Annotated in this window: 17 protein-coding genes and 6 pseudogenes; 10 read left to right on the top strand and 13 right to left on the bottom strand. The window is 69.1% G+C overall.

Translation table 11 applies throughout. The annotated features are described in order from the left end of the window. The first annotated feature begins 16 nt into the window (after window positions 1-16). The 5 genes and pseudogenes from KVT44_RS32765 to KVT44_RS58515 form a co-directional block, all read left to right on the top strand. Window positions 17-1,048: a trans-acting enoyl reductase family protein gene (locus KVT44_RS32765; protein ID WP_190171504.1), complete on the top strand. Its 1,032-nt coding sequence runs from the start codon at window positions 17-19 to the stop codon at window positions 1,046-1,048. A 105-nt stretch (window positions 1,049-1,153) separates the two neighbouring features. After that, window positions 1,154-1,363: a ferredoxin gene (locus KVT44_RS32770; RefSeq protein ID WP_168515387.1), complete on the top strand. Its 210-nt coding sequence runs from the start codon at window positions 1,154-1,156 to the stop codon at window positions 1,361-1,363. Further along, complete coding sequence (locus KVT44_RS32775) at window positions 1,353-2,726, top strand: FAD-dependent oxidoreductase (RefSeq protein ID WP_217570851.1); 1,374 nt, start codon at window positions 1,353-1,355, stop codon at window positions 2,724-2,726. The genes KVT44_RS32770 and KVT44_RS32775 overlap by 11 nt, the downstream gene beginning before the upstream one ends. 31 nt (window positions 2,727-2,757) lie before the next feature. After that, window positions 2,758-3,957, top strand: coding sequence for a cytochrome P450 (locus tag KVT44_RS32780; protein WP_217570853.1), 1,200 nt, complete (start codon window positions 2,758-2,760; stop codon window positions 3,955-3,957). A 255-nt stretch (window positions 3,958-4,212) separates the two neighbouring features. After that, a pseudogene (locus KVT44_RS58515) lies at window positions 4,213-4,432 on the top strand (short-chain dehydrogenase); the annotation flags it as partial. Window positions 4,433-5,004: 572 nt separating this feature from the next. On the opposite strand, the pseudogene KVT44_RS32785 reads toward KVT44_RS58515, so the two are convergent. The 7 genes and pseudogenes from KVT44_RS32785 to KVT44_RS61120 form a co-directional block, all read right to left on the bottom strand. Further along, window positions 5,005-5,541, bottom strand: a pseudogene (locus tag KVT44_RS32785) (SDR family NAD(P)-dependent oxidoreductase); the annotation flags it as partial. Between the two features lie 342 nt (window positions 5,542-5,883). Continuing rightward, window positions 5,884-7,121, bottom strand: a pseudogene (gene kdpB, locus KVT44_RS32790) (potassium-transporting ATPase subunit KdpB); the annotation flags it as partial. Between the two features lie 725 nt (window positions 7,122-7,846). Continuing rightward, on the bottom strand, window positions 7,847-9,097 hold the full coding sequence (gene fmdA, locus KVT44_RS32795; protein ID WP_099920023.1) for a formamidase: 1,251 nt from the start codon (window positions 9,095-9,097) through the stop codon (window positions 7,847-7,849). Window positions 9,098-9,121: 24 nt separating this feature from the next. Then, window positions 9,122-9,757, bottom strand: coding sequence for an AmiS/UreI family transporter (locus KVT44_RS32800; protein ID WP_217570857.1), 636 nt, complete (start codon window positions 9,755-9,757; stop codon window positions 9,122-9,124). A gap of 192 nt (window positions 9,758-9,949) precedes the next feature. Then, window positions 9,950-10,306, bottom strand: a complete 357-nt coding sequence (locus KVT44_RS61115; protein ID WP_364561127.1) for an FmdB family zinc ribbon protein — start codon at window positions 10,304-10,306, stop codon at window positions 9,950-9,952. Next, window positions 10,215-10,532 (bottom strand): annotated as a pseudogene (locus KVT44_RS32810) (CrcB family protein); the annotation flags it as partial. The pseudogene KVT44_RS32810 and the gene KVT44_RS61115, both read right to left, overlap by 92 nt. Before the next feature lie 55 nt (window positions 10,533-10,587). Then, window positions 10,588-11,162, bottom strand: a pseudogene (locus tag KVT44_RS61120) (CrcB family protein). Between the two features lie 208 nt (window positions 11,163-11,370). Between KVT44_RS61120 and KVT44_RS32820 the strand changes: the two are divergent. The 4 genes from KVT44_RS32820 to KVT44_RS32835 all read left to right on the top strand — a co-directional run bounded on the left by KVT44_RS32820 (window position 11,371) and on the right by KVT44_RS32835 (window position 15,147). Then, window positions 11,371-12,534, top strand: coding sequence for an NAD-dependent formate dehydrogenase (locus tag KVT44_RS32820; RefSeq protein WP_099920019.1), 1,164 nt, complete (start codon window positions 11,371-11,373; stop codon window positions 12,532-12,534). Window positions 12,535-12,903: 369 nt separating this feature from the next. Continuing rightward, the gene (locus KVT44_RS32825) at window positions 12,904-13,326 is read left to right on the top strand and encodes a hypothetical protein (RefSeq protein WP_099925312.1); all 423 of its coding nucleotides are present in this window, start codon (window positions 12,904-12,906) and stop codon (window positions 13,324-13,326) included. Between the two features lie 389 nt (window positions 13,327-13,715). Next, window positions 13,716-14,339, top strand: coding sequence for a LysE family translocator (locus KVT44_RS32830; protein ID WP_217571036.1), 624 nt, complete (start codon window positions 13,716-13,718; stop codon window positions 14,337-14,339). 148 nt (window positions 14,340-14,487) lie between these two features. Then, window positions 14,488-15,147: an HAD family phosphatase gene (locus KVT44_RS32835; protein ID WP_217570859.1), complete on the top strand. Its 660-nt coding sequence runs from the start codon at window positions 14,488-14,490 to the stop codon at window positions 15,145-15,147. A gap of 82 nt (window positions 15,148-15,229) precedes the next feature. On the opposite strand, the pseudogene KVT44_RS32840 reads toward KVT44_RS32835, so the two are convergent. The 6 genes and pseudogenes from KVT44_RS32840 to KVT44_RS32865 all read right to left on the bottom strand — a co-directional run. Next, a pseudogene (locus KVT44_RS32840) lies at window positions 15,230-15,784 on the bottom strand (reductase); the annotation flags it as partial. 39 nt (window positions 15,785-15,823) lie between these two features. After that, window positions 15,824-17,026 (bottom strand): MFS transporter, encoded by a 1,203-nt coding sequence (locus KVT44_RS32845; RefSeq protein ID WP_254650206.1) that lies wholly within the window; start codon window positions 17,024-17,026, stop codon window positions 15,824-15,826. A gap of 29 nt (window positions 17,027-17,055) precedes the next feature. Then, window positions 17,056-17,607 carry a Chromate resistance protein ChrB gene (locus KVT44_RS32850; protein WP_099920016.1) on the bottom strand — a complete coding sequence of 184 codons (552 nt, stop codon included), beginning with the start codon at window positions 17,605-17,607 and terminating at the stop codon, window positions 17,056-17,058. A 35-nt stretch (window positions 17,608-17,642) separates the two neighbouring features. After that, window positions 17,643-17,816 (bottom strand): hypothetical protein, encoded by a 174-nt coding sequence (locus tag KVT44_RS32855; RefSeq protein WP_217570861.1) that lies wholly within the window; start codon window positions 17,814-17,816, stop codon window positions 17,643-17,645. 317 nt (window positions 17,817-18,133) lie between these two features. Next, window positions 18,134-18,961, bottom strand: coding sequence for a ZIP family metal transporter (locus KVT44_RS32860; protein ID WP_099920014.1), 828 nt, complete (start codon window positions 18,959-18,961; stop codon window positions 18,134-18,136). A gap of 362 nt (window positions 18,962-19,323) precedes the next feature. Continuing rightward, window positions 19,324-19,935 (bottom strand): hypothetical protein, encoded by a 612-nt coding sequence (locus KVT44_RS32865; RefSeq protein WP_099925310.1) that lies wholly within the window; start codon window positions 19,933-19,935, stop codon window positions 19,324-19,326. Between the two features lie 1,352 nt (window positions 19,936-21,287). Between KVT44_RS32865 and KVT44_RS32870 the strand changes: the two genes are divergently transcribed. Further along, a complete protein-coding gene (locus KVT44_RS32870) occupies window positions 21,288-22,175 on the top strand; it encodes a helix-turn-helix transcriptional regulator (protein WP_217570863.1) in 888 nt (295 codons plus the stop codon). Window positions 22,176-22,384: the final 209 nt, after the last annotated feature.

Consider the following 22,384-nt stretch of genomic DNA (forward strand, 5'->3'; position numbering starts at 1 on the left):
GCACGGGGGAGAACCCATGGGATCGGGACAGACCGTGACGGTGTTCGGCGCGTACGGACACACCGGACGCTTTGTGGTGGCACATCTGCGGGAGCGCGGGTTCGTGCCGGTGCTCTCCGGCCGCGACGCCGGCAAGCTGCGGGCGCTGGCGGCATCCGCCCCCGGACTCGAGGTCCGGCCGGCGTCGGTCGACGACCCTGCCTCGCTCGACCGCGCCCTGGACGGCGCGGACGCCGTGATCAACTGCGCCGGGCCCTTCGCGGTGACCGCGGCTCCCGTGATCGAGGCGGCACTGCGCGCCGGGATCCCGTACGTCGATGTGGCGGCCGAGATCGAGGCCAACCTCGACACGTTCACGGACTTCGCGGACCGCGCCCGCGCGGCGGGAGCGGTGATCGTCCCCGCGATGGCCTTCTACGGCGGCCTCGGCGACCTGCTGGCCACCGCCGCGATGGGGGACTGGACGGCGGCCGACGAAGCGAACATCGCGTACGGACTGAGCAGTTGGCACCCCACCTCCGGGACACGCACCGCGGGCACGGTCTCCCAGGAGCGGCGAGGCGGCCGGCGCGTCCGCCACACGGAGGGGCGGTTGGAGTACCACGACGACAAGCCGACGCTCCTGAAGTGGCCCTTCCCCGACCCCATGGGCACCAGGGAGGTCATCGCGGAGTTCACGATGGCCGACGTGGTCACCATCCCCAGCCACCTCTCCATCCCCGAGGTACGCACCCACATGACGACCGAAGCGGCCAGGGACCTCTCCGCCGCGGACACACCGGCGCCGACCGCGGCCGACGAGGACGGGCGGTCCGACCAGACCTTCGTCGTCGACGTCGTCATACGCTCCGGTGGCACCGAACGGCGCGCTGTGGCACGCGGCCGGGACATCTACGCCGTCAGCGCGCCGCTCGCGGTGGAGGCGGTCCACCGCATCCTCACCGGCCGGACCCGCACGGTCGGTGTCGCCTCCGCCGGTGAGATCTTCGACGCGCCCGACTTCCTGCGCGCCCTGTCCCCGCACATCTCGCTCGAACTGCTCGGGTAGGGCGGAAGCCGCAGCGGCGCGACGGCGGTGAGCGGTGGCCGTGCGGGCTTCCGGATCTCCCCCCATGCTGGATGAGGGGGCGAGGCCACGGAGGAGGTGGTGAGGATGCAGACCGTTGTGGATCTCACGCGCTGCCAGGGCTATGCGCAGTGCGTGTTCCTCGCACCGGAGGTGTTCGAGCTGCACGGCGAGGAGGGGTTGCTGTACGCCACGGCCGTCCCGGACGACCAGGTCGAGCGCGTGCGCCAGGCCGCGGCGGCGTGCCCGGTCCAGGCCATCCTCCTCGGCGAAGGGGTGAGCGCCGGTGCCCGGTGATCTGAGCGACGGCCGCATCGTGATCGTCGGCGCGTCGCTGGCCGGGTTGAGGGCCGCGGAGACGCTGCGCGACGAGGGCTTCACCGGCTCACTGACCATGGTGGGGGACGAGCCCAGTGCGCCTTACGACCGGCCACCGCTGTCCAAGCAGGTGCTGCTCGGCAAGGCGCCGGCGGACACCACGGCACTGCCGATGCGCCGGGACCCGGACGCCGACTGGCGACTGGGAGTAGCCGCCACCGGCGTGGACCCTTTGGAGAAACGGGTGATGCTGGCCGACGGCGAGTCGCTGCCGTACGACCGGCTGCTGATCGCCACCGGGACCCGGGCGCGCCCCTGGCCCAACCGGGACGAGGGATCCCTGGACGGCGTGTTCACCCTGCGCACCAGTGACGAGGCCGGGAGGCTGGCCGAGCGGCTGGCCGCCGGGCCGGAGCGGGTGCTGGTGATCGGTGCCGGTTTCACCGGTTCGGAGATCGCCTCCGCCTGCCGGGAGCGGGGTATCGAGGTCACGGTCGCAGAACGCGGCCCCGCACCCCTGGTGGGCGCGCTCGGCGGCACCCTGGCTCAACTCGCGGCGGCCATGCACCGCAATCACGGCGTGGACCTGCGCACCGGGGTGACGGTCACCGCCCTGCGCGGGGACGGGAACGGCCGGTTCACCGGCGCGGACCTGTCCGACGGCAGTCGTGTCGAGGCGGATGTGTGCGTGGTGGCGTTGGGGGCGGTCCGCAACGTCGAGTGGCTGGCGGAGTCCGGGCTGGCGGCGGGTCCGCGTGGGATCGCCTGCGACGCCGGGTGCCGGGCCTTCAACATGTACGGGATAGTCACCGACGACGTCTTCGTGGCCGGTGACGTCTCCCGGTTCCCGCACCCGCTGTTCGGGTACCAGATGCTCTCCCTGGAGCACTGGGGCAACGCGGTCGAACAGGCCGAGGTGGCGGCCCACAACATGGTCAGTCCGGGGCCCCTGCGGCGCCCGCACCTCGCCGTCCCGACGTTCTGGTCGACCCAGTTCGGGCTCAACATCAAGTCGGTGGGCGTGCCCACCTACTCCGACCACGTGGTCATCGCCCAGGGCTCTCTGGAGGCGCGCCGTCTGGCGGTGGTCTACGGCTACCGGGGACGGGTCACCGCCGCGGTCACCGTCGACATGGCCAAGTCGCTCGACTACTACAAGCACCTGATCGAGACGGCCGCTCCGTTCCCGCCCCCGCCCGGCGCGGCGGACCGCGCGATCGCGGCCGACGTCACGATTCCGTCCGACGTGCCCGACCCGAGCGTGCTGTCGCACGGCCCCACCGTGGCGCTCACCGGTTACCTGCCCGATCGACGACTGACGGTGGTACAGCCCACGCGCTGACCCACGTCCCGCCCGACGACGAGGAGCCACCATGGCCTCCGAGACCTTGCTGGCACGGATCTCCGACTACGCGAACCGCCCCAACCCCTATCCGCTGTACGCGGAACTCCGCGAGGCCGGTCCCGTGGTGCGGCAGGCCGACGGCAGCTGTCTGATCGGCACCTACCACGAAATCGCCGCTCTGCTCCACGACCCGCGGATGAGTGCCGAACCGCGCGGCCGCACCGACTCGTCGTCGCCCGAGGAGACGAGGCGGCCGCCGTTCCTGCGGCTCGACGACCCCGAGCACCACAGACTGCGCACCCTGACCATGCGGCCGTTCGGGCCGCCGCACAGCCCCGGCCGGATCGACGCCATGCGCGGCGAGATCGCCCACATCACCGGGGAGCTGATCGAGGCGCTCCGGGACCGCGAGCAGATCGACGTCGTCGACGACTTCGCCTACCCCCTGCCCATCACCGTCATCTGCCGGCTGATGGGCGTCCCGCGTGAGGACGAGGCACTGTTCCAGGGATGGACCGACGTGATCGTCGCGTCCGCCGACATCGGGCCCGAAGAGGACACCACCGAACGGGACAAGGCGGGCCTGCAGGCCCGGCTGGAGATGGGCGGGTACCTGGTCGACCTCGCCGAACAGCGCCGCGGCCGTCCCACCGGCGACATGCTCTCCGACTTCGTCAACGAACCGGACCCCGCCCTGCGGCTCACCGACGAGGAACTGGCGGAAACCACCATCCTGTTGTTCATCGCCGGACACGAGACCACGGTCAACCTGATCACCAACGGCGTCCTCACCCTGCTGCGCCGGCCCGACGAGCTGGACCGGCTGCGCGGCGACCCCGGCCTGCTGCCGCGCGCGGTGGAGGAGATGCTGCGCTACGAACCCCCGGTCCACATGCGCGAGAGGATCCCTCTCGCCGACATCGACGTCGCCGGCACCACGATCCCCGAGGGCACGTCCGTCATACTGGCGCTGGCCTCGGGCAGCCGCGACCCCAAGCGGTTCCACGAGCCCGACCGCTTCGACCCCACCCGCCCGGACAACGAGCACTTCGGCTTCGGCAGCGGGATCCATCTCTGCTACGGCGCACCACTCGCCCGCATCGAAGCCGAGACCGCGCTCGGCGCGCTGCTTCCCCACCTCGGCACGGCCAGCCTGGTCCAGGACCCGCCCCCCTACCGGCAGAACGCCATGCTCCGCGGACCCCGCCACCTGCCCATCCAACTATGAGCCCCCCGCCGGCGCTCGACGTCGCCCGCCCGGCGTGCTCCTGACCTAGGTAGGCACAGGCGACGGCGAGGACGCGGTCCTTGTGGAGGGCGGCCCAGCCGAGGCCGGAGGCCGCGAGAGCGTACGGTCCGCCCCATGTGCCGTGGATCCAGGCCGCGTCGGTGCCGAGTTCGGCGAGGGCCGGGGCGTGTTTGCGACCCGGCCGTCGAGATCGTCAACGGCGCCTAGTACGACCGCGCCGAGCGCGTCGTACCGGCCCCGCTCGCGCTCACCGTCTTCGCCGCCGATCCGCGCGTCACCGCGGTCTCCGTCCACCCCGGCGTCTGCGACACGGCGCTGATGCCGCTGTACGCCCACGAAGGCGTCACGCCCGCCGAAGGCGCCACGCACGTGGCCCGGCTTTGCCGCCACCGAGGACCGCACGATCAAACGCCTCAACAAGCTCGCCGACCCGCTCGTCGGCCGCACCGCCTGAACGTCCCGTCCACACCACGGAGTTGATGCCCATGTCGAAGCGCACCCGCAAGAAGAAGGCCCGCCGCAAGAACAAGGCGAGCCACGGCCGCAAGGCCGGTCAGCGCTGAGCCTCAGGGGCGACCCCAGCACACACCGGGGTCGCCCCGTATCCAGTGAAAGGCAACCCCGTGATCCAGCTCCTCCCCCACCAAATCCCCGCCCTCTCCCGGTGGTTCCCCGCCGCGGCGCCCGGACCCGCCGCCCTCGCCGAGCACGCCCTGGCCACCGGGACCGGGCAATGGTGGGCCGACCGGGCGGTACACGCCCGCACCGTCGCCGTACGCTGCGCCGACCACGCGCTGCTGCGTGGTGATCCGGACGCCCTCACCGCCGGCGACCTCACGCCGCTGGCCGACTGCTGGATCGACGCGCCCGACCGCTTTCTCCCCGTCCTCACCACGACCTTCGACCGGGTCACCCCGTGGGAGCGCATGGTGCACGTACAGCGCATGCCGCCCTCCTCGACACCCCGTCTCCCCTGGGGCGTGACGGTGCGACGGCTGACTCCCGAGCACGCCCCGGCCCTCGCCGCTGCGACTGGGCGTAGGCGGCGAGCCGGGAGTAGCGGCGGGCGCGGTGGGGGTCGTTCCACTGGATGTTCGCGGTGCGGTGCAGGGACGACGAGACGTTGACGACTCGGCCGCCGGGGTCGCTGGTGAGTGCGGGTTCCAGCAGGCAGGTCAGGAGGTAGTGGGCGAGGAAGTTGACCTGGAAGGCGATCTCGTTGCCGTCCGTGGTGACGGTGTGCCGCTCGGGCGCCGCGATGCCCGCGTTGTTGACGAGCACGTCGAGGTGCGGGTACTGGGCGACGACCTGGTTCGCGAGGGACTCGACCTCGTCGAGGTGTGTGAAGTCGGCCGCGAGGGGGCGGAGTCGGGCGGCGTCGATGCCTGCCGTGGCGATCAGACGGTCGGCGGCGGCGCGCGCCTCCTCGGCGGTGCGGCCGTGCAGCAGCACGGTGGCACCGCGTTCGGCGAGCTGCCGGGCGGTCTCCAGGCCGATGCCGGTGGTGGCCCCCGTGACGAGGACGGTGCGGCCGGGAAGAGGGGAGAGGTCGTGGTCAGACATGGTCCATCCGGGGTTGCGGGCACGTCGGCGGCCCCAGCGCGGGAACGCCGGACATGTGCGGATACGAAGGACGGGGCGCCGGAACGAATCACGGCGCCCCGAGGGCCACGGACGACGCGTCGGCGTCAGCGGAGAGCGGACGCGGGCGTTTCCGGGCAGCGAGGCGCACGACGGGTCGCGCCGGGACTCGGCGGCCGGTCGAAGAGAAGCCATGCGCTGTTCACAGGTTCCATGGAAGCCGTCCCGCACGCCCCGGACAAGCGCAACTCTCCTTCCCATACGCGCCCCTGACGTGCACGGACGTTTCCCTGACGGGCGCCGTTCGGCCCGGCCGGAGCCTCCTCATCCCAGCCCGGGCACCCCGGAGATCACCAGGTCGATCAGCTTGATGCCGACGAAGGGCAGGACGAGCCCGCCGAGGCCGTACAGCATGAGGTTGCGCCGCAGCAGGTCGTGCGCCGACGACGGCGTGTAGCGCACGCCCCGCAGCGCGAGCGGAATCAGCGCGACGATGATGAGCGCGTTGAAGATGATCGCCGAGGTGATCGCGGAGGTGGGGCTGTGCAGGCCCATGATGTTGAGCGACTTCAGGCCCGGGTAGGCGCCCGCGAACATCGCCGGGATGATCGCGAAGTACTTCGCCACGTCGTTCGTGATGGAGAACGTCGTCAGCGCGCCCCGCGTGATCAGCAGTTGTTTCCCGATCTCGACGATCTCGATGAGCTTCGTCGGGTTGGAGTCCAGGTCGACCATGTTCCCGGCCTCCTTGGCGGCCGCGGTGCCGGTGTTCATGGCCACGCCGACGTCGGCCTGTGCCAGCGCCGGCGCGTCGTTCGTGCCGTCCCCGGTCATGGCGACGAGCTTGCCGCCCTCCTGCTCCCGTCTGATCAGCGCGAGCTTGTCCTCGGGGGTCGCCTCGGCCAAGTAGTCGTCCACACCCGCCTCTTCGGCGATGGCACGGGCGGTGAGAGGGTTGTCGCCGGTGATCATCACCGTGCGGATGCCCATGCGGCGCAGCTCGGCGAAGCGCTCGAGGATGCCGTCCTTGACGACGTCTTTCAAATGAATCAGGCCCAGTACCCGCGGCCCGTCCCAGTCGTGCACGGCCACCAGGAGCGGAGTACCGCCCGATCCGGCCACGGAAACCGCCAACGACCGTGCCTCGGGCGGGACGTGGCCGCCGTACATCTGGACCCACTCGATGACCTCCTGGGCGGCACCCTTGCGGATCGCGCACACCGCGCCGTTGTCCCCGCGCTCAGCTCGCCCTGGGCAGGCGCCCGTAGCCCGTACCGCTCCTTCGCCAGTGCGACGACGGAGCGGCCCTCCGGTGTCTCGTCGGCCAGGGACGACAGCTGGGCGGCGTCGGCGAGTCGGCCTTCCGTGATGCCGGGCAGCGGCACGAACGCGGCGGCCTCGCGGTTGCCGAGGGTGATGGTGCCGGTCTTGTCGAGGAGCAAGGTGCCCACGTCGCCGGCGGCCTCGACCGCGCGGCCGGACATGGCGAGGACGTTGCGCTGGACGAGGCGGTCCATGCCCGCGATGCCGATCGCGGACAACAGGGCGCCGATCGTCGACGGCGGTCCGCATGACGAGGAAGAGGGTGTCGTCGTAGCGTTCCAGCTTGGGGCGCTGGTGGGCGTCGAGGGCGTCCTCGACGGCCAGGGGGTGCAGACCGAAGGCGCGCGACGGTCTGGAGCTGGTCCTCGGTGGGTTCGTGCAGGCCGATCCAGCCGAAGCTGTCCCGAGTGGCGTGGCAGGCGGTCATCGCCCCGTGGAGGGGGAGGAGGCCCGGTCGGCGCTTGCCGTGTTCGTAGAGGGCGCGGTCGACCACGGAGTCCGGGTTCGACCGCGGCGGTGGAGGTGCCGGTGGTGTACTGCCGGCCGTCATGGCGTCTCCTCGCGACGGGCGCGGCCTGGTGCGCGTACTGCCGGTTACCAGATTTGCATGGGGACGCAAGTTACGTCGTGGGACGCAGCTGGCGCCGACCGAGCGGTCGCGGTGCTCAGCCTGGTCGAGTCCCGGCGGGAGGGCACGCGTGTCCACTACCAGGGGCTGGGGCCGTCGCCCAGGAACAGCCCGCGCGCTCCCGGCGGGCGGCGCGGACTCCCCGACCGGCCACCGAGGGCTAGTACACCCAGCCGCGTGCTCTGAGGGGCCGACGACACTGGGGCGTCACCGAAGGTTTCGGTGACGCCCCTGATGTGTCGATCGGCAGAGTTGTTTTCGCGTATCCCGCGCCTTGATCCACTGGCTGGGGGTAGGCCCGTCGCTCTTGCGTGAGGGCGGGCCCCCTTGTCCGGTTCAGGCTGTGGCCAGCGCGCACTGGCCGCGGTCGGCCTTCATCGGGCCGGCGGCGGTCGGCCGGACGTCGAAGTCGAACATGGCGGTGGGTACGTACAGCGAGCAGCAGGCGTTGGGGATGTCGACGATGCCGCTGATGCGTCCCTCAATGGGGGAGGAGCCGAGCAGCAGGTAGGCCTGCTCTCCGCTGTAGCCGAACTTCTTGAAGTACTCGACGGCGTTGAGGCAGGCCCGGCGGTAGGCCAGCGTCGCGTCCAGGTAGTAGTTCGTGTCCGTGTCGTGGTCGACGGAGATCCCGATGAAGGTGAGGAACTCCGTGTACCTCGGCTCGACGTTGCCGGGAATGAACACGGGGTTGGTGGAGATGCCGTACGTCTCCATGCCGCCCTTGATCAGGTCGACGTGGAAGTCGATGAAGCCGCCCATCTCGATGGCGCCGCAGAAGGTGATCTCTCCGTCGCCCTGGCTGAAGTGCAGGTCGCCTCCGGAGAGCTTCGCGTCCTTGACGTGTACGGGGTAGAAGACCCTCGATCCCCGGGTGAAGTTCTTGATGTCGTGGTTGCCTCCGTTCTCGCGGGCCGGCACCGTGCGCGCGCCTTCCGCGGCGATGCGCTTGGCGAGGTCTCCGGTGGCCGTGCCGGCGAGTGCGTTGCTGGCGTCCGGCGGTACGGCGAGCGGCGGGACCCGGTTCGGGTCGGTGTCGATCAGCGCCTGCTCGCGGGCGTTCCAGCGGGCGAGCATCTCGGTGGACGGGGCGGTTCCGAACAGCCCGGGATGGGTGATTCCGGTGAAGCGGATCCCGGGAAGGTGGCGGGAGACGGCCTGCTGTCCGTGGAAGTCCCATACCGCCTTGTAGGCGTCCGGGAAGTAGTCGGTCAGGAAGCCTCCGCCGTTGGCCTTGGCGAAGATGCCGGTGTAGCCCCAGCCCTGTCCTGCCGAGTCCCCGGTCTGCTGCGGCACGGGGCCGAGGTCGAGTATGTCGACGACGAGCAGGTCGCCCGGTTCGGCACCTTCCACGCCTATCGGGCCGCTGAGCATGTGAGGGATGGTCAGGTCGATGTCGCGTACGTCGTTGGCGGTGTCGTTGTTGCCGACCTGGCAGTCGGTCCAGTCACGGCACTCGATTCGGAACTCCGACCCCGGCCGCATCATGGCGACCGTGGGGACGTCAGGATGCCACCTGTTGTGTCCGGGAACGTCCTGGTCACGCATCGACTTGCTCTGGTCCACACTGAATACGACTTCGGGCATGACAGCCTCTCATTTTTGATCCGGTCAGGACGTTGAGCCTGTACTTCCGGCCGATTCCGTCGGGGCCGGCTGCCGCGATTTCTTGGTGAGCGGCCACAGCGCCGCGAACACGACGACACCGAAGGCTCCGAGGGCGATGGCGATCTCCGTGGTGTGCTTCCAGTAACCGGAAAGCAGCAGCGCCGCGGGAATGACACCCGTGACCCAGCCCTCGATCGCCGTCACCCAGCCCACATAGTCGGACAACGCCTTCTTCTTGAGACCGAGCAGCAGGAAGAACAGGAACCACAGGAAGGCCCAGTAGAGCCAGATGACTCCGAACGGGTAATCCTTGAAGAGGTGGAAATTGACGAACGAATACCCAAGGGCCACGATCGCCACGAAGAGGGAGTAATAGCCGACACAGATGTTGTCGATTCCGGCGAGCAGGACGACACCTACATAGAGGTAGGTGAATCCGAACAGATAGATTCCGGATGCCGCCAGAATCTTCAGGTGGTCATCGCCGGCCGTGAAGATGAGGTAGGTCGGCGTCAGCACCTGCAGTCCGCCCACGAAGAGGTTGAATACTGCTGCGGACTTGGCGTCGACCCTCCCCAGCAGCAACAGCCCGTTCAAGAACAGCACCGCACCGACAAAGAGCAGTCCCACGTTGCCCACGGGGACACACCTCCTAAGTCCGCGTGGGGGGCGGAATCGCGTGGCGCCCGGGCCGCCGATGAGTTGCCGAGGATACGACTCGGCTCCCGGCGCGCCTTCCGTGATTCCGAATTCAGCGCACCGCTACGGGAACGACGTCGTGTTCCGATGTCGAAACCCGCATGAGACGTTCTGCCTTGTCGACCACCGCCCTCAGAGACGCGGCAGCCGCGAGAGTGCGGGGTGCGGGTGTTGTGGCACCCTTCTGTGTGGCGGCACTTGGGAGACTACTGCCGGGGCCTCACGCGCCTGCTCCTCCCGGACATGGAGGGCGGCGACCGCGTTCGGGGTCAGCGAGAGACTGGGCGAGGAATACACACGTCTCGCAGCGCCTGCGCAAACAGGGCAACCATAAGCTTTGGGTGCCGTTCCGATTTCCAACTTCACATCGAAGGGCCCACAGCGGCTGCATAGATATTCATAGGTTGCCATCAGCAGCCTCCGGATGTCCGTGGACGCTGGCCAACCCGCGTGCGTGCGGCGTGCCCAGATAGACGTACGCCACAGCATGTTTCCTAAGTTCAAGGAGACGTCTCGTAAATCCACATGTCAAGTCCCCGACGACTGTGCCTGCCCTTTCTCGGAACGACCCGATGGCGAGTCCCGCCGTTGCCGCCAACAGACCCACCGCGAGGCTCGAAGCGCCGTACTGCAGGGAGTTTCTGACCTGTCCCTTCTCGCCCAGGTGGACCAACTCGTAACTGAATGTGGAGAACGTTGTATAGGCGCCGCAGAATCCGACGCCGGCACCGCCCCGACCGCGGCCGCGGCACCGACGGCGAGCAGGATGATCACCGGACCCACCAGCCGTACCGGCGGGCGCGGCCGTGCCGCGCGGTGAGCCGTACTCGCCGGGCCAGGGCCATCCTGCCGATGGCCAGGCCCAGAACGGTGGCGACCAGGCCGGCGAACAGACTGCCTAAGACGTTGAACGCCGCGACTGCGTAGTGGCCGTGACCCAGAAGGTGATCGGTGTCGACCATCCATGTCGAGAATGTGGTGAAGGCGCCGAGAAACCCGACGCGGCGAACGGTCGCACGTACCGGGTCGGCGGCCAGATCTCGAGCACATACACGGGCAGCGCCGGCAGGAACGCGCCGGACACGTTGACGGCGAACGTCGTCAACGGAAACGTCCCCCGAGGTGTGGGAAACGTCAGTCCCAGTACGTAACGGGCCGACCCGCCCAGAACGCCGCCGAGCGCGACCGCCGCCAGGACACCCTTGCGCAGACGCGAGCGGAACGGCTCGCGCGACGGCGAGGGGTCGCCTCCCGGCCCGGGCTCGCCTCGCGGCTCCGGCTCGGCATCGGAGATGTATGTAGGCTCTCGGGATTCCCTCTCGGGCCCGGATTCGTCCGCCCGCATCAGAAGCCTTCGCACAGAACACGGATCGGTGCGCACTGTCGCCCGAACTCCTGCCGCAGGTCTCACCGAATATCCGCATCGTTATCCACTGGCCCACCCCCATAATATCCGTGGGGATTGCAGCGCCGACGCACGCTCAACTAAAATTCAAGATCATCGGTACCCGACCGGTTCGCCGGAGCGGCGGCCCCACCGATGGAGGACGGCCATGGCAAAGATCCTTGCGGTGCTCTATCCCGACCCCGTGGGCGGTTATCCTCCCGACTACGCCCGCGACGAGATTCCGGCCATCACCGGATATCCGGGCGGTCAGACGACGCCGACCCCACAAACCATAGATTTCACCCCGGGGCAGCTCCTCGGCTGCGTCTCGGGAGAGCTCGGACTACGCCGGTTCCTGGAGGACCGGGGCAACACCTATGTCGTCACCAGCGACAAGGAAGCGCCGGACTCCACTCTGGACCGTGAGCTGCCCGACGCGGACGTGGTGATCTCGCAGCCCTTCTGGCCCGCCTATCTGACCCCCGAGCGGATCGCCGCGGCTCCCCGGCTCAAACTCGCGATCACGGCGGGGATCGGGTCGGACCACGTAGACCTGCCGAGCGCCATCGCCCACGGCATGACGGTGGCGGAGGTGACCTACAGCAACAGCATCAGCGTGTCCGAGCACGCCGTCATGCAGATCCTCACTCTGGTGCACAACTACATGCCGGCCCACGACTGGGTGACCGCCAAGAAGGGCTGGAACATCGCCGACAGCGTCTCGCGCGCCTACGACCTCGAAGGCATGGACGTCGGCGTCCTCGGCTCCGGCCGTATCGGCCAGGCGGTACTGCGCCGCCTCAAGCCGTTCGACGTCACACTGCACTACTTCGACGCGCACCGGCTGCCCAAGGAGGTCGAAGGGGAACTGGGGCTGACCTGGCATCCCGACGCTCGTTCGCTGGCCTCCTCGGTCGACGTGCTGTCGATCCACACCCCGCTGCATCCGCAGACGCAGAACCTCTTCGACGACGACCTGATCGGGGCCATGAAGCGCGGCTCGTACATCGTCAACACCGCACGTGCGCTCATCGTCAACCGGGATGCCGTGGTGCGGGCCCTCAACAGCGGCCAACTGGCCGGTTACGCCGGTGACGTCTGGTATCCGCAGCCGCCACCGCCCGACCATCCCTGGCGCACCATGCCGTACGAGGCGATGACGCCGCACGTGTCCGGTTCGACCCTCTCGGCGCAGGCCCGCTACGCCGCCGGTACCCGCGAGATCCTGGAATGCTGGTTCGACGGGCGCCCCATCCGCCCGGAGTACCTGATCGTCGACGGCGGTGGGCTCGCCGGGACGGGAGCGCGCTCCTACACGGTCGCTGGATGACGCGTATTGAGCCGGAACGGCACAGTTGCCGCCGAGCGAGGCGACACCTCTGGACGGCGCCCTACCGACAGGCAACCTGATAATTCCGGCTCAATAAGAGACGGCGGACAAGAAATCAGCAGAAGATCCATTGGACGATGCAGCCGAAGATCCTCCACATGAGTGGACAATGGACCTTCGGCTATGTCGTGCCTGTTGCGAGTCCATACCACCTGTGATCCGATTCACCCCGAATCTGCTGGCGGGGCGCGGTCGAGACCCTTAGTTTGCTAAACAGACAGATTTTTTCTATGCGGAGGCACGAGCGCCGCGCATACTGTTTCGCAAGATATTCAAGGCGAACGTCGGGAAGGTGGATCAGTGAGCAGCATGGACGCCGTGTGGGTCCGGGGCGTGAACGGCATTCAGTTGCATCACGTGACCGATCTTCAGGATGCCGGCCGGTTTTTGGGCAACGCAGCGATGGCATTGCGGGCCGCACACGTAAGGACCGGCGCCGACCGGTACTCCAGCATCGCCGCCGAGCTGAAGAGCCTGGTGCAGCGAGTGCGGGAACTGGAGGACGAGGCGCGGTCGAGCATGCACGACCTGCACTCCACCGACCCCGAGCGGTTCGCCCGCTGCCGGGACGGTCACGAGCCGTGGCCTGGTGAGATCCCGGCGGGATTCATCCCGCGCCACACCTGCAAGGACGAGTGCCTCTACCACGATCGTGACGTCCTCGAGGCCATCACGCAGTGCACCTGCGGTCGGCCGCCGTGCCGGGCATGCGAGATCGGCGGGAAGCTCTGACGAGCCCGAGTCCGAGTCCGAGTCCGAGCCCGAGCCCGAGCCCGAGCGGGTGCGGGTGCGGGTGCGGAGGGAGCTCCCAGTCCAAGGGCATGCAGCGCCGGGGAGTAGCCACGCTGGTCGGGTACCACCACGCGGTAGCCGTGCGCGATCAACGCTGAGATCTACCGGTGTCACGCCGACCTCGTCCGGGGGAGACCGTGTAGCAGCGGTACCGGGTGGCCCTCGGGCGGACCCGCCGCGCTCGTCATCCTGAGGGGTGATGTGCGATGGCAGACGGATAGTTGTTGCCTTCCCTGCCCGATTTCGGGCAGGGAATTAGAGTTTCTGTGACTCCCTGCCTAGGGTGATCGTTCGTGATCGCCGTAGACGCATTGTGGACTTTCTCGCTGATGGTGGGACTTCTCACCCTTACTCCCGGGCTGGACACCGCGCTAGTCCTGCGCACTGCCGGACTCGGGCACCGCCGTCGCGCCTGGGGCGTGGTCCTCGGCATCCAGAGCGGCACGCTGGTCTGGGGCGTGCTCACCTCGCTCGGTGTCACCGCACTGCTGACCGCGTCTCACCTCGCGTACGAGACGCTCCGCTGGGCCGGGGCGGCATACCTGCTGTGGATGGGTGGCGGGCTGCTGTGGACCTCCTGGCGTCGCTCGGTGGCCGAGTGCCCGAAGACGGACGGGACCGGGGCCGAGGTCGGGAGCGGGGCTCGAGCCGACAACACTGTGCTGGGCGGCTGGCGCCAGGGGATCACGACCAACCTCCTCAACCCGAAGATGGGCGCCTTCTACGTCGCGGTGCTGCCGCAGTTCATTCCCGCCGGCGCCTCGCACCTCGCTGCAGGCGTGCTCCTGACCGGTGTCCACATCCTTCTCGCCGTCATCTGGGCCTGCGCGCTGATCGCCTTCGCGCACGTGCTCCGTGACCGCCTGCAACGGCCTTCGGCGCGCCGCTTCCTCGACCGTGTCACCGGTACGGCCATCGCTGTCTTCGGTCTCCGGCTCGCCTTCGGGGAGTGAGACGTCGGCCGGCGCGAGCGCAGGCCGACGTGTCCGTGATCTCCGGAGCGCGAACGATCGAGTCATGAGCCTGGTGTGAGCCCCCGCCGACCGCTCCCGACAACCAGCGAGCGGGCGACCTGCTCATCCGAAGTGAAAGGACCCATGCATGAGTTCGCTCCCCACCAGCGCGGAGTCCGTGGTCTTCGACTGCGACGGCCTGCTGGTCAACACCGAGGTCTGCTGGAGCATCGCGGAAGCGGCCATCTTCGCGTCGCACGGCCACCGCTTCGGCCCCGAACAGAAGGCGCTGGTCATCGGTCGTACCGTGGAGGATGCCGGAGCGGCCATGGCCGACCACTTCGGGCGGCCCGGAGTCGGTGCCGAACTCGCCGCCGAACTCCTCGAAAGAGTCCGCAAGGAGCTGGCCCGGGGTGCTGTCGCCCTCCCAGGGGCAGCGGAGCTGGTACGCGCATGCCGGGCAGCCGTGCCCGTAGCCGTTGCCAGCAACAGTCCCCGGGAACTGCTCGACACGGCACTGGGATCGGCCGGCCTCGCCGACTGCTTCACCCACTCGTTCGCCGCCGACGAGGTGCGTTCCCCCAAGCCCGCACCCGACCTCTACCTCACGGCCTGCGAGGCGCTCGGTGCGGCCCCCAAGCGCTCCATCGCCTTCGAGGACTCGGCCACGGGCATCTCCTCGGCGCGCGCTGCCGGGCTGTACGTCGCCGTCGTACCCTCCCTTGCGGGAGCCGCCCTCGACCACGACTGGCTGGGCACCAGCCTGGCCGCGCCCGAATTGCTGGACTGGGCCAGGGAGTTGGGCTGAGACACCGCGCGCGGGGCCGCGTGGGCGGGGTGGAATCTCCACCGGCCGGAAGCAGCCAACAGGGCTGGGCATCAGCCCGAATGTAGAAGTCGGTTGCCTGGCGCTGTTCGCCGATGAAGATCCAGTCGGGGCCGGTGTGGCCGCGGGCCTGGCGGTCTTCGAGGAAGCCGACGAAGGGAGCCACGCCGGTTCCTGGCCCGACCGTGATCATGGGGGTGGCGGGGTCGGCGGGCGGGCGGAAGTGAGGTGCGCGCTGGATGAAGACCTGGACCGGGCCGTCGTCCGCGTGGTCGGCGAGGTAGATGGAGCACATGCCCGTGCGGTCGCGGCCGAGGTCGTTGGTGTAGCGAACAACGAAAACGGTGAGTCGGACCTCGCTGGGGTGGGCGAGAGGGCTGGAGGAGATGGACTACGGACGGGGCTGGAGGCGTCTGAGGACTCCGGTCCACTCCGCCGCCGCGGCGCGGACGGGGAGTTCGGCGATGACGTCGGCGGCCTGGCGACCCCAACTCCACTTCACGAGGGCGTCCTTGTTGTCCGTGCGCAGCAGGCGCTTCAGGTCGTGGCTTCCGGTGCGGTCCGCTGTGAACTTGAGCAGGTCGGTGGTGATGCGGGCGATGCCCAGGCGGGTACGCAATCCCCCTCGGCGACCGGGCGCTCGACTGGTCCGGCGCACTCAGTCGCGAGCGGCGGGGATGTCGATGCGCCGACCGGTCCGCAGACGGGCCAGGGTCAGGACCGGCGCGGCAGCAAGAAGCAGCGCGAGGGCCGCGTATCCGGCCGTAAGAGTCGATGCCGCAGCCACAGTGGCGACCAACAACGGACCGCCTGCGTCGCCGAGTTCGCGGCCGAGTTCTGCCGCGCCCATGGTCTGGCCCATCCGCTCCTCCGGGGTGGCCGCGGCCAGGGCTGTGAAGGCGACCGGGGTGATCACCCCCGTTCCGGCACCGATGCCCACAGCCGCCGGCAGCACCCCGGCGATGCCGGGCAGCATCGCCGCGGCCAGCCCCGCGGCGGTCAGGGAAAGCCCGGCAGTGATGCCGGTGGCGGCGGTGATCCGTCCGGCGTCCAGAGCGCGGCCTGCCCGGGGTTGAACGAGAGCGGCGCAGGCGGCCAGTACGGAGACGGCCGCGCCGGTGGCGACCGGACCCAGGCCCGCCGCAGTGCCGGAGACGGGCAGGAAACCGACCCCGACGGCCAGCGCGGCAGTGGCGGCGGCCAGCGCGGCGGTCGGCCGCAGGAAGCTGCCCTCGCGCAGGCGTCGGGCGAGGTCGAGCACGCTCTGCCGGGCCCGGGGCAGCGGCGGCACGGCCGGGACCATCACGAAGGCCCACGCCGCCACGGCCAGAGCCAGTACTGCCATGACGGCGAACAGCAGCCGCAGCCCGCCCAGTGCGATCACGGCGCCGCCCAGCAGCGGACCCGCCGTATAGCCCATGCTCTTGAAGAAGCCGTATGAGCCGAAAGCCCGGCCCCGCTTGCCCTGCGGATGCAGCCGGGCGACCAGCGAGGAGGCGGCCGGGGAGAACGCGGAGGCCGCCGCCCCCTGCCCGAGCCGTGCCGCCCACAGCAGGCCGGTGTTGTCGGCCAGCACAAAGCAGACGGAGGCGCCGGCGAAGCCGAGCAGCCCGCCGAGCAGCACCGGGCGGGCACCGATCCGGTCCGCCAGCGTCCCGAACACCGGTTTGAGCAGCACCTCTGCCCCGTCGTACAGGGCCAGCAGGCCGCCCAGTACCAGCAGTGAGGCGGCATGTCCCTCGGTGTACCGGCCGAGGCCGGCGGCGATCCCGTGCGCGCCGAAAGCGGTGGTGAAACCCGCCGCGTACAGCGGCCACATCCGCCACCGGGCGACGGCAGCGTCGGGGGTTGGAGAGGTCATGGCTGCGTTCTCCTCGCTCCGGGACCCGGTCAGAGCTGGTGCAGGACGCGGAAGACCTGCTCGGCGTACTCCTCGTAGGCATCGGCGCACTCCTTCAGCCGCTGCCCGGCCTGGACGGCCTCGGGCGCCCCGAACACGTCGCGGGCTTTGAGGTCACGGTGCCAGCGACGCAGCCGTTCCAGACTCTGTTCTTCCTCTTCGAGCTCGGCGAGAGTGAACTTCTGGTTGCGGATCTCCTTGGCCAGCTCGGCGTCGTACTTGTCGCAGTCGGCCAGAAATTCGGACCAGTCGTCCTGCCGGGCGGCGGTGAACATCGCCTGGAAGCGAGCGGCGTCGGCGTCGCTGCGGCCGGTGGCCTCGAGGACGACAGCTTCGCCCGCGGCCCGCTCGGCCAACTGCAGCGCGCGCTCCAGCCCTTCGGCGAACACCGGGACATCGGGCACCGCCCAGATGCCCTGGCCGAGTGACAGGGCACCGACCCGGCTCAGCTCGCGCCACACCGCCACACGGTGCCGGGAGGGGCCTGGGGGCAGCCTGAACAGCAGTACCACCCACCGCAGCCGTTCGGCCCCACTTGTCACACCGGAAAGTGTATCCGGCGTTACATTCAGATGTGTCACGGCGTGAGCGGCTGACTGGTCTGGCTGTCAGCCGGACGCCCGGGGAACGGCTCCCGTACGTCCTGCGGCGCCGCGGCGGGAACATCGCCGTCCATGCCGAGGTGCGCGGCGACGGGCGGGGGCAGCAGCAGGCTCGTGTGTACGGCGATCAGCCCGAGGGCGATCGCCAACGTAAGAGATGCGGACCCGGCCCTTCTTGAGGATGAACAGCACCTCGGACGGCTGCGCGCTGGAGTAGCGCAGTTCCAGGCGCTGTGAGTCTTCATCGGAAGTCTTCATCGGGGCTGCGGCGGCGATGGCGGCCATTTCCTGCTCGCTGAGGTCGCGGAAGATGCCGACCTCCGAGATGCACCACGTCCTGTCGGCGTCGTCACCGGCGTGGGTCATGTGGTGCATCTCCCCGCGTCGTCCCGGTGCCCACGGTGGGGGCACCGGGGGTGTGCCGCGTGCGGCAAGGCCGGCTATCGGTTCGCGTCGCCGGAGCGGGTCAGGCTCCGGCCGCCGTGACGACGGCGTCCGTGGCGAAGCCGAGGAGGAGGCCGAGCAGGATGCACCAGGTGGTGAGTGTCTTCAGTCCGGTCCTGCGGGCGACGGCCAGCAGCTCGATGACCACGTAGAGGATCGAACCGGCGGCGAGACCCAGGAAAGCGATCGACAGGGTGTCGTTGACCAGGTGCTGGCCGACGAGTGTGCCCAGGAAGGTGGGGCCGCCGCCGATCAGGCCGAGCCACAGGAGGGTGATCCAGGACGGGCGTTCACCTTCCGCTGCCAGTGGGGCGACAATGCCGAAGCCTTCGGTGGCGTTGTGCAGGCCGAAACCGATGATCAGCAGGACGGCGAGGGAGAGTTCGCCCTGAGCGGCGGAGTTGCCGATGGCCAGGCCCTCGGCGAAGTTGTGCAGGCCGATACCAGTGGCGATCATCAGCGCCAGGGAGCCCGCCTGGCTGCGGACCTTCGGGGCCAGCTCCGCGGTGGCGGCGGCGCCGGGGCCCGACGGGCGGTCGGCGGAGTTCCGGCGGCGGCTGATCCAGCTGTCGTAATGCACGAGACCGGCCAGCCCGATCGTCAGGCCCGCGGCCAGAGTGCCGCCTCCGGAAGTGACCGTTCCCCACTCGTGCTTGCTCAGTGCCTCGTCGACCGGCTCCCACGCGTGGGTCAGCACGTCCCACACGAGAAAGACGAGGATGCCGATGGCCACGGCGTTCAGACCCGCCTTGAGGCGGGGGGTGGGTGTGCGAAGTCGGCCGATCGGGAGGCCGAGGTAGATGGTGAAGCCGGCGATGGCACCGAGCAGGGTGATGTTTGCGCTGGACATGGGGACTCCGGTCTGACGTGCGGGGACGCGGAGCGAGTAAAGGTTAGATAAGCCTTGCCTAACAACCCCTGAAGCGCCATTTCACGCAAGCTTGGTGAAGTCATTACGCGGGGGCGCGGCGAGCCCCAGGGCCGCTCCCGGGCCTGGCGGCGGCCGCGTGTTCGAGGACTTCGGTTTCGAGTCGGAGCGCGCCGCGCCCACCTTGGTGCGGCTGCGCAACTGTCCCTTCCACCCCATGGCGGCCAAGACTCCGGAACTGGCCTGCAGCATCAACCAGGCTTTCCTGGCCGGGTATCTGCACGGTCTGGGAAGCGATCGCACCGACGCCGTGATGGGTCGTGGTGTGCGTGATGAGCCCCAGGTCAGTGCAGGTCTACCTGGAAGGCGTGACGGTGGTCGGCGGGGCAGGTGAAGATGCGCAGGTCTCCCCATCGGCCGACGACAACCCCTGTCTCGTCGTCGCTGGCCACGGTGAACAAGAGCGTCATGGCCGTGCCGCAGTCACCGCAGGGAAAGACTGTGGGCTGCGTCAGGTGCCAGGTCGGCCAGCCGCCGAGTTTCCAGCCGGCGAGGCGGGTGATGACGTCACCGCCGTCGCCGGTCTCGCGGACCAGTTCCTCCAGCCGCGGACGGAGTTCCGCAGGCAGCTCCTCGCGGAAAGGGAAGTCGGTCACGTGCTCAGCGGTGATGGCGCAAGCCTGGGGCAGGTAGCCGTCCTCGTCATACCGCGAGGGTGACGGCGGGGTCGTCAATGGGCTGATCACGTCAGCGGCCCGACGCCATCGCACCTCAAGCACAGGGCTGATGTCGGCCTGCTGGGCCGGAGGATCCCAGTGTTCGTTGGGGCACCAAAGGATCTGCAGGAGGTCGATGCCAGCGGGCCACCAGGGTCCCGGCGTGTCGCGCCGGAAGATCTGTACGACCGGCACCATGGCCGTGGCGGGCACGCCGGCGGGGCTGTTCTCGTCGGGCAAGGAGCACTCGGGCCACGGTTCGTCACTCGGCCATAGCAGTGGTCCGCCGATCGAACTGTTCCGGCAGTCCGGCTCTGCCCGCTCGGGATGGAGTATGACCGCGTCGCGCGCGTGGGGAGCGAGTTCCGGAAGCACGGCGAGTATCGCTTCGGCCGTCGGTCTGGGGGTGCGCGTCATCATGCCTTCCGGTCAGCTGGTCGTAGATCGCTCGCAGCGTATAGGCCGGCTGTGACAGCGCCGTGCAAGACGTACGCCCGCTTCTCGTACCTGGTCGCTATGGCCCGGAAGCCCTTGAGCGCCAGGATGGTTCGCTCCGCAGTAGGGGGCGGAGCCTCTGCACGGTGGAAGGGAAATCCGCTGCGGGGAGTTCGAGACCCTTTTTGAAGCTGGCGAGATCGTGCCCCATGCCTTCGGTCGGGCCCCTTCGGGCCTCATTGAGGACGCGTTGGAGAGCGAGGACAGGAACAGACTGACAAGGGCCGAGAAGCACGGACACGGCTTACTGCGTCTGATCTGACGAAACGTCATGGATGAGCGTTGATCGGCAAGGGCCGGCAAGATCGTCAAAGGACTCATAATCCGTCGGCCGTGGGTTCGAGTCCCACCCGCCCCACCATGTCGTGCCTCTGAACTGCGGAAACGTCTCTCTTCAGGTGTTGGATCGTCAACTTCCGTCCAACGGACTGGATCCGCTGCTCGCGAGTTCGGGTCCGAGGCGGTCTGTAGTGCTTGGCGCTCCGCTGACCTGGGCGGATGCATCGACTAGCTGTTGGCGGGAGCCACCGAGGGCGGCGGTCTCATGGCCGGAACGGTGAATTCGGGACGCTGGCAGGACGCTGGGACAGCGAGGGCTCCGAGGACACCGACCTGCTGGGCCTCCCCCGCAGGGGACGAGATGAGTGCCTCGGCGCCCGCAGTGGCCGCCGAGGGTCTGCGTTCCGGTCTCGCGTCTGCATGAGGGTCAGAAGAGTTCGAGAGCGACTGACTGGGCTCGTGCTCGGTAAAGACGACGTCCGGGCGGCGGCCCGTGGGTGTCAAGGAAACGGTCCCAAGAGGAAACGGCCCCGCGACTGCGGGCCGCTCACAGAGGAACTGCGCTAGCTGCGGACCCGATGACCCGATGAGGTCGACATCGATGGGAACTCCGGGTCGGGGACTGTGCAAGACCGGGGAGCGCGCGTCGCTTCCGGCCGAGCGTGCCGCCGCCTCCCTGGGCTGTGGTCGGCGCCCAGCGGAGAGCCCCTCTGACCTGCGGCTTCGTGCAGCTGGAAGAGGGTTGCGTGGGGAGTTAATACTGTGAGGGGTAATGACAGGGTCTCTCAGCCGGTGTGCGGCGAACCTACCCTGGCTTCATGGACAACCGCGCCGAAATCAGTGCGTTTCTGAAGTCTCGCCGTGACAAGATCACGCCCGAGCAGGCCGGTCTGCCCGTGTACGGCCAACGCCGGGTGACCGGGCTCCGCAGGAACGAGGTCGCGACGCTCGCGGGCGTCAGCGTCGAGTACTACACGCGTCTGGAGCGCGGCAATCTCAGCGGTGTCTCCGACAGCGTCCTGGACGCGCTGGCCCAGGCCCTGCGGCTCGACGACACGGAGCGCACGCACCTGTACGACCTGGCCCGAGCGGCGAACACGACGCCCGCCCGTGTGCGGCGCCGGACTGCCCGGCCGGCTGTGCGGCCCAGCGTGCAGCGCATCGTTGACGGGATGCCGGGCATGCCGGCGTTCGTGAAGAACCACCGGTTCGACATTCTGGTCGCCAACCCGCTCGGTCGCGCACTGTTCTCGGAGATGTACGCCGATCCGGTCTGCGGGGCGAACACCGTGCGGTTCGTGTTCCTCAGCCCCGCGGCCAGGCGGTTCTACGTCGACTGGGAACGCATCGCCAAGGGTGCTGTGGGCGCGCTGCGGATCGAGGCGGGCAAGAACCCGTACGACCGGGAGCTGTCGAACCTGATCGGTGAGCTGTCGACCCGCAGCGACGCCTTCCGCGTGATGTGGGGCGCCCACGACGTGCATGTCTTCCATGAGGGGACGAAACGCCTCCGGCACCCGGTCGTCGGCGAGCTGGAGCTCGACTTCGAATCGATGAACCTGCCGGACGGCTCGGGGCTGGTTGTGGCGTTGTACAACGCGGCCCCCGGCTCCGCGGCCGAGGACGCCCTGAAACTGCTGGCGAGCTGGTCCGCCACGGCCGAGGCCGCGGATGTGCACGTCGCCGAGGCGGACTCCGGGACCTGAACCGACCTCCACAGCCCCGCCCTCTCCGGCTGCCGCCAGCAGCAAGGGCGGGGCTTTGACCTGCGCACATGCCGCTGGGGGTCCCTGCCATTACCCCTCACAGCGGAGACTCCCTCACCGTGTCCATTCCCGGTTGCATGGTCAGTACCCCGCTTTGGGGCCGACCGGTCCCCATACGGGACGCCGTCGCGAGCGGGTTCCCCACCGCG

The organism is Streptomyces sp. GbtcB7 (assembly GCF_019091445.1).
Taxonomy (GTDB): Bacteria; Actinomycetota; Actinomycetes; order Streptomycetales; family Streptomycetaceae; genus Streptomyces; species Streptomyces mirabilis.

Excerpts from the sequence above, each read along its gene's own strand:
- KVT44_RS32765 (WP_190171504.1), top strand. The coding sequence starts at position 17 with ATGGGATCGGGACAGACCGTGACGGTGTTCGGCGCGTACGGACACACC.
- KVT44_RS32770 (WP_168515387.1), top strand. The coding sequence starts at position 1,154 with ATGCAGACCGTTGTGGATCTCACGCGCTGCCAGGGCTATGCGCAGTGC.
- KVT44_RS32780 (WP_217570853.1), top strand. The coding sequence starts at position 2,758 with ATGGCCTCCGAGACCTTGCTGGCACGGATCTCCGACTACGCGAACCGC.
- fmdA (WP_099920023.1), bottom strand. The coding sequence starts at position 9,097 with ATGCCCGAAGTCGTATTCAGTGTGGACCAGAGCAAGTCGATGCGTGAC.
- KVT44_RS61115 (WP_364561127.1), bottom strand. The coding sequence starts at position 10,306 with ATGCTGTGGCGTACGTCTATCTGGGCACGCCGCACGCACGCGGGTTGG.
- KVT44_RS32820 (WP_099920019.1), top strand. The coding sequence starts at position 11,371 with ATGGCAAAGATCCTTGCGGTGCTCTATCCCGACCCCGTGGGCGGTTAT.
- KVT44_RS32825 (WP_099925312.1), top strand. The coding sequence starts at position 12,904 with ATGGACGCCGTGTGGGTCCGGGGCGTGAACGGCATTCAGTTGCATCAC.
- KVT44_RS32830 (WP_217571036.1), top strand. The coding sequence starts at position 13,716 with ATGGTGGGACTTCTCACCCTTACTCCCGGGCTGGACACCGCGCTAGTC.
- KVT44_RS32835 (WP_217570859.1), top strand. The coding sequence starts at position 14,488 with ATGAGTTCGCTCCCCACCAGCGCGGAGTCCGTGGTCTTCGACTGCGAC.
- KVT44_RS32845 (WP_254650206.1), bottom strand. The coding sequence starts at position 17,026 with ATGACCTCTCCAACCCCCGACGCTGCCGTCGCCCGGTGGCGGATGTGG.
- KVT44_RS32860 (WP_099920014.1), bottom strand. The coding sequence starts at position 18,961 with ATGTCCAGCGCAAACATCACCCTGCTCGGTGCCATCGCCGGCTTCACC.
- KVT44_RS32870 (WP_217570863.1), top strand. The coding sequence starts at position 21,288 with ATGGACAACCGCGCCGAAATCAGTGCGTTTCTGAAGTCTCGCCGTGAC.